Origin of the sequence: Streptomyces globisporus (genome assembly GCF_003501885.1) — a bacterium.
Taxonomy (GTDB): domain Bacteria; phylum Actinomycetota; class Actinomycetes; order Streptomycetales; family Streptomycetaceae; genus Streptomyces; species Streptomyces globisporus_D.
The window spans coordinates 1-5,606 of sequence record NZ_QWFA01000370.1 but is presented as its reverse complement, the minus strand read 5'-3'; the positions used below and the strand labels follow the sequence as shown (position 1 = coordinate 5,606).

Sequence of the window (5,606 nt, the reverse complement as noted above, 5' to 3'; positions counted from 1 at the left end):
CCCTCGCGTCCGGCGCCGCCCCCGCCGAACTGACCGCCCCCACCCCGCAGATCCTGCTCTGCACGGCGGGCACGGTCACGGTCGGAGACATCGCGCTGGGACCGGGGGAGTCGGCCTTCGTCCCGGCCGACGAGCGTGTCGGGGCGACGGGACCGGGCACACTCTTCCGGGCCACCGTGACGGCCTGACCCACGAGCCGTCCGGACGGCTGCAACAATGTGCCGCCTCACCGCGACGGCACGTGCCGCGCACCGACGAAGGGACACCACGCACTCATGAGCGCGTCAGGCGGAACCAAGGCGATCGTGGCGGCACTCGCCGCCAACCTCTCGATCGCCGTGGCCAAATTCGTAGCGTTCCTCTTCAGTGGGTCCTCGTCGATGCTCGCGGAGAGCGTCCACTCGCTCGCCGACTCGGGCAACCAGGGACTCCTGCTGCTCGGCGGCAAGAGGGCGAAGCGCGAAGCGACCCCTGAACACCCCTTCGGCTACGGGCGCGAGCGTTACATCTACGCGTTCCTCGTCTCCATCGTCCTCTTCTCGGTCGGTGGCATGTTCGCCGTGTACGAGGGCTACGAGAAGATCAAGCACCCGCACGAGATCGAGGCCTGGTACTGGCCGGTCGGGGTCCTGGTCTTCGCGATCATCGCCGAGATCTTCTCCTTCCGTACGGCGATCAAGGAGTCCAACCTCACCCGAGGCGACCGCTCCTGGACCGAGTTCGTCCGCCGCTCCAAGGCCCCCGAGCTGCCGGTCGTCCTGCTGGAGGACCTCGGCGCCCTCGTCGGCCTGATCCTGGCGCTCGGCGGCGTCGGCCTCGCGCTCGCCACCGGCAACGGCGTCTGGGACGGCATCGGCACCCTCTGCATCGGCATCCTGCTGATCCTCATCGCGATCGTCCTGGCCGTCGAGACGAAGTCCCTCCTCCTCGGCGAGTCCGCGGGCATCGAGGACGTCGAGAAGATCAAGGCGGCCGTGGTGGACGGCGACACCGTCACCCGCATCATCCACATGCGCACCCTGCACCTCGGCCCCGAGGAGCTGCTGGTCGCCGCCAAGATCGCGGTCCGGCACGACGAGACCGCAGCCGAGGTCGCCGAGGCCATCAACGCCGCCGAGCACCGCATCCGCGACGCGGTCCCGATCGCCCGGGTCATCTACCTGGAGCCGGACATCTACAACGCGGAGGCCGCCGCGACCGGAACCAACCCGGGCAAGACGCTCGACGGCCCGACCGAGACCCCGAACGATTCCGGCCACTGACCCACCGCACACCAGCCCCGATCGGCCCGGTGACCCCTCACACACGCCCCTCTCCCCGAACGGGCTGGGGCCCACTGGGCCGTTCGGTGTAGATTCGGATACGGAAAACAGACGTCGCTGCTGATGGCGGTCGACCGGCTGGCACCAGCGAGCCGGGCGAGGGACAGAGGGCCTCCGACGGACTGCACTGCGAATCCGCCCGGGCATTCCTGTGCCTGCCGCGCCGCAGAGTCAGCCCAGAGACAGCCCACCCTCGACCCATCACGAGGAGCAGCCCGTTATGACGACGGCCACCGACCGCCAGGACTTCAAGGTCGCCGACCTCTCCCTCGCCCCGTTCGGGCGCAAGGAGATCACCCTCGCCGAGCACGAGATGCCCGGCCTGATGTCGATCCGCAAGGAGTTCGCCGCCGCCCAGCCGCTGGCCGGCGCCCGGATCACCGGCTCGCTGCACATGACCGTGCAGACCGCCGTGCTCATCGAGACCCTCGTCGCCCTGGGCGCCGAGGTCCGCTGGGCCTCCTGCAACATCTTCTCCACCCAGGACCACGCCGCCGCCGCCATCGCGGTCGGCCCGAACGGCACCCCGGAGGCCCCCGCGGGCGTCCCGGTCTTCGCCTGGAAGGGCGAGACCCTGGAGGAGTACTGGTGGTGCACGGAGCAGGCGCTGACCTGGCCGAACACCCCCACCGGCGGCCCGAACATGATCCTGGACGACGGTGGCGACGCCACCCTCCTCGTCCACAAGGGCGTCGAGTTCGAGAAGGCAGGCGCCGCCCCGGACCCGTCGACCGCGGACAGCGAGGAGTACGCCCACATCCTCACCCTGCTGAACCGCACCCTCGGCGAGGCCCCGCAGAAGTGGACCCAGCTCGCGTCCGAGATCCGCGGTGTCACCGAGGAGACGACGACGGGTGTCCACCGCCTGTACGAGATGCACCGTGACGGCTCCCTCCTGTTCCCCGCGATCAACGTGAACGACGCGGTGACCAAGTCCAAGTTCGACAACAAGTACGGTTGCCGCCACTCCCTCATCGACGGCATCAACCGCGCCACCGACGTCCTCATCGGCGGCAAGACCGCCGTCGTCTTCGGCTACGGAGACGTGGGCAAGGGCTGTGCGGAGTCCCTGCGCGGCCAGGGCGCCCGGGTGATCATCACGGAGATCGACCCGATCTGCGCTCTGCAGGCGGCGATGGACGGGTACCAGGTCGCCACGCTGGACGATGTCGTGGAGACGGCCGACATCTTCATCACCACGACGGGCAACAAGGACATCATCATGGCCAAGGACATGGCCCGGATGAAGCACCAGGCCATCGTCGGGAACATCGGCCACTTCGACAACGAGATCGACATGGCCGGTCTCGCCCAGATCGACGGCATCGTCAAGGACGAGGTCAAGCCCCAGGTCCACACCTGGACGTTCTCCGACGGCAAGGTCCTCATCGTCCTGTCCGAGGGCCGCCTGCTGAACCTGGGCAACGCGACCGGACACCCGTCCTTCGTGATGTCCAACAGCTTCGCCGACCAGACCCTCGCGCAGATCGAGCTGTTCACGAAGCCCGAGGAGTACCCGACCGACGTGTACGTGCTGCCCAAGCACCTGGACGAGAAGGTCGCCCGCCTCCACCTCGACGCGCTCGGCGTCAAGCTCACGACGCTGCGCCCCGAGCAGGCGGCGTACATTGCAGGCCCCCGCACCCCCGTGCCGGGGGCCTGCTCCCGTTACCGCCCCCGCACAGCCCGAGGAACCCGAAGGACCCCATGCCCCGCGGCAGGTATTCGCTCCACGACCTTCACGATCACACCCCCCTCGGCGAAGAACACTTCCACTGCGCCCCCGGCCCCTCCGGCTGGCGCTACGTCTCCCAGACCACATCCCCCTCCGGAGACCACCTCGGCTCCGTCGACCTCGCCCTGGACGAGCTGGGCCGGCCCATCCGCCTCGAACTCCATGCCGCGAGCTGGCAGGTACGGGGAGCGGCCCTGGAAGGGGTCACCTGGGTCCGGACCGACCCCACCGGCAGCCACGCCACCGAAGGAAACGTCCGTGCCCACGCCTTCGCCGGCACGTCCCCCGCATTCCTCATCGCCATGACCCGTCTCCTGCGTCTCACCCCCGCTTCCCCCACGACCCGCGTCCGCGTGGTCACCTTCACGGACCCGGTCCTCGCGCCCAGGACCGCCGACCAGTCCTGGGCCCTGATGAACAGTGAAGCGCACGCCACTGACAACGGCCCCCTGATCGTGGACGAATACCAGGTCAGCGTCCTGGACACCGGGGAGCAGCACACCGTCCACATCGCCGGCGATGTGGTCCTGGCGGCCCCCGGCATCGAGCTTGAACANACCAGCTCACCGGCCAGCCGTTCCGCGATCGACCGGCCCACGCCGGGATCCAGCTGCTGCATCCGCGTGAGGTACTGCCGTATCGCGGACCAGAGATCGTCCGGTACGCCCGACAGATCCAGTTCCGCGAACCGGCCGACCAGCCAGGGCGGGGGAGGCGGCACGGCGACGGACCGGCCCGTTGCGGCGACGCGCTCCCGGATCACCAGCGTTCCGGCGAACACGTCACCGATCCGGCGCCCCCGCGCCGACACCAGGGACGCGATGGAGGCTATGGCACCGAAGGTCAGAAGGATCTCGACGAGCCCCATGGCTCCACGGACGAGCGCGTGCCGGAACCGGATCGGTCCGCCGTCGTCCCGCACCACCCGCAGCCCGCAGGCCAGCTTCCCCAGCGAGCGGCCATGGCTCAAGGTCTCCACCGCGACGGGCCCACCGATCAGGACCAGCAGGAACGAGGCGACCCCGATCGCCGCGACCGCCGCTTCGTCCAGGGCGGCGGAAGCGATACCCAGCACCACCGACACCAGGATGAAGACGGCGAACGTCACCGCCAGATCGATGGCGGAGGCCAGGGCTCGGCTGGGCAACCGAGCAGGCCTCAAGCCCAGAACGACCGCGTCACCGGTCACCAGCTCACTCATCGGTCCCCACCCTTCGCCGACCTTCCCTGCCCCAGCCGGGCCCAGTCTGCCAAGCTGACCGCCAGCGCGCCGCAGCAGTACGGACCCGTACGCCCCTTTGCCTGGAGCAACAGACGCCCATGGACCTCGACGTCTTCGTCACCGCCCACCGCACGGAGTGGGACCGCCTGGAACACCTCTTGCGCCGAGGACGCCGCCTGACAGGTGCGGAAGCGGACGAGCTGGTCGTCCTCTACCAGCGCACGGCGACGCACCTCTCGCTGATCCAGTCGAGCAGCAGCGACCCGCTCCTCACCGGACGCCTCACCCAGCTCGTGGCCCGCGCCCGGTCGACCGTGACGGGCACCCGCAAGGCCTCCTGGCGGGACGCGGCCCGGTTCCTCACCGCAGGATTTCCCGCCGCGGTCTACCGCTCGCGCCACTGGTGGGTGCCCACCGCGGTGCTCTCGACCGTGGTGGCGGCACTGCTGGGATGGTGGATCGGTACGCACCCCGAGGTGCAGGCCGCGATCGCGGCACCGGAAGACCTCCGCGCGATGACCCGGCCGGGCGGGGAGTACGAGACCTACTACTCCAGCCATCCCGCGGCGTCGTTCGCGGCACAGGTATGGACGAACAACGCGCAGGCCGCGGCCCTGTGCCTGGTCCTGGGGGCGTTCCTCTGCATACCGGTGATCTGGATCCTCTTCCTCAACATGCTGAATCTCGGCGTCGGCATAGGCCTGATGTCCTCCGCGGGCCGGCTCGACGTCTTTCTCGGCCTGGTGCTGCCCCACGGCCTGCTCGAACTGACCGCCGTGTTCGTCGCGGCGGGCACGGGGCTACGCCTCGGCTGGGCGGTGATCGACCCGGGCCCCCTGTCACGCCGAACCGCTCTGGCCCAGCAGGGCCGCGCCGCACTGGGCATGGCCATCGGCCTGGCCCTGNGACCTGGGCCCGGATCACCATCGGCATCGTTGCTGAGCTGGCGTTTCTCGCGTACGTCTACATCCTGGGCGGCCGCGCGGCCCGCGCCGGCGACACGGGCGACCTCGCAGCGGTCGAACGCAGCGCCGAACTTCCCACCGCAGCCTGACCACCGATGTGCTCTCACCCCTGCTGAGCTGCTAGTGTCCTCCTCGCCCACAAAACCCGTTGACACGGCAGATGTGGGGAGGTAGATTTGAACGGTTGCCTCGGACTGGACAAGTTCGGGATGAGCGCGTATTGTTTACCTTGCTCGTGCAGAAGTTCTCGATAACTTCGCCGGGCCGCATGATTCTCCTTTATCGATTCGCTCGGGTTGTTCGTTTGCCCCGTGAGATTCTGATAAAGTCGGGTCCGCCGAAAGGCAAGGCCACTCCACAGG

General features: G+C 69.0%; 1 protein-coding gene and 5 pseudogenes. 5 read left to right on the top strand and 1 reads right to left on the bottom strand.

Annotated features, from left to right (window positions below; all coding sequences use genetic code 11):
• The 4 genes and pseudogenes from D3105_RS33590 to D3105_RS35660 all read left to right on the top strand — a co-directional run.
• Window positions 1-188: pseudogene (locus D3105_RS33590) on the top strand (mannose-6-phosphate isomerase, class I); the annotation flags it as partial.
• Between the two features lie 87 nt (window positions 189-275).
• Window positions 276-1,262 carry a cation diffusion facilitator family transporter gene (locus D3105_RS33585; protein ID WP_118906572.1) on the top strand — a complete coding sequence of 329 codons (987 nt, stop codon included), beginning with the start codon at window positions 276-278 and terminating at the stop codon, window positions 1,260-1,262.
• Window positions 1,263-1,542: 280 nt separating this feature from the next.
• Window positions 1,543-2,970: pseudogene (gene ahcY, locus D3105_RS33580) on the top strand (adenosylhomocysteinase); the annotation flags it as partial.
• Window positions 2,971-3,029: 59 nt separating this feature from the next.
• A pseudogene (locus tag D3105_RS35660) lies at window positions 3,030-3,632 on the top strand (hypothetical protein); the annotation flags it as partial.
• Here D3105_RS35660 and D3105_RS33570 read toward each other — a convergent pair.
• A pseudogene (locus tag D3105_RS33570) lies at window positions 3,610-4,258 on the bottom strand (RDD family protein); the annotation flags it as partial. The pseudogenes D3105_RS35660 and D3105_RS33570 overlap by 23 nt on opposite strands.
• Before the next feature lie 119 nt (window positions 4,259-4,377).
• Between D3105_RS33570 and D3105_RS33565 the strand changes: the two are divergent.
• Window positions 4,378-5,333, top strand: a pseudogene (locus tag D3105_RS33565) (stage II sporulation protein M).
• Window positions 5,334-5,606 lie beyond the last annotated feature (273 nt).

What these genes read in the sequence shown, in the direction of transcription:
- D3105_RS33585 (WP_118906572.1), top strand. Translation starts at nt 276, where the DNA reads ATGAGCGCGTCAGGCGGAACCAAGGCGATCGTGGCGGCACTCGCCGCC.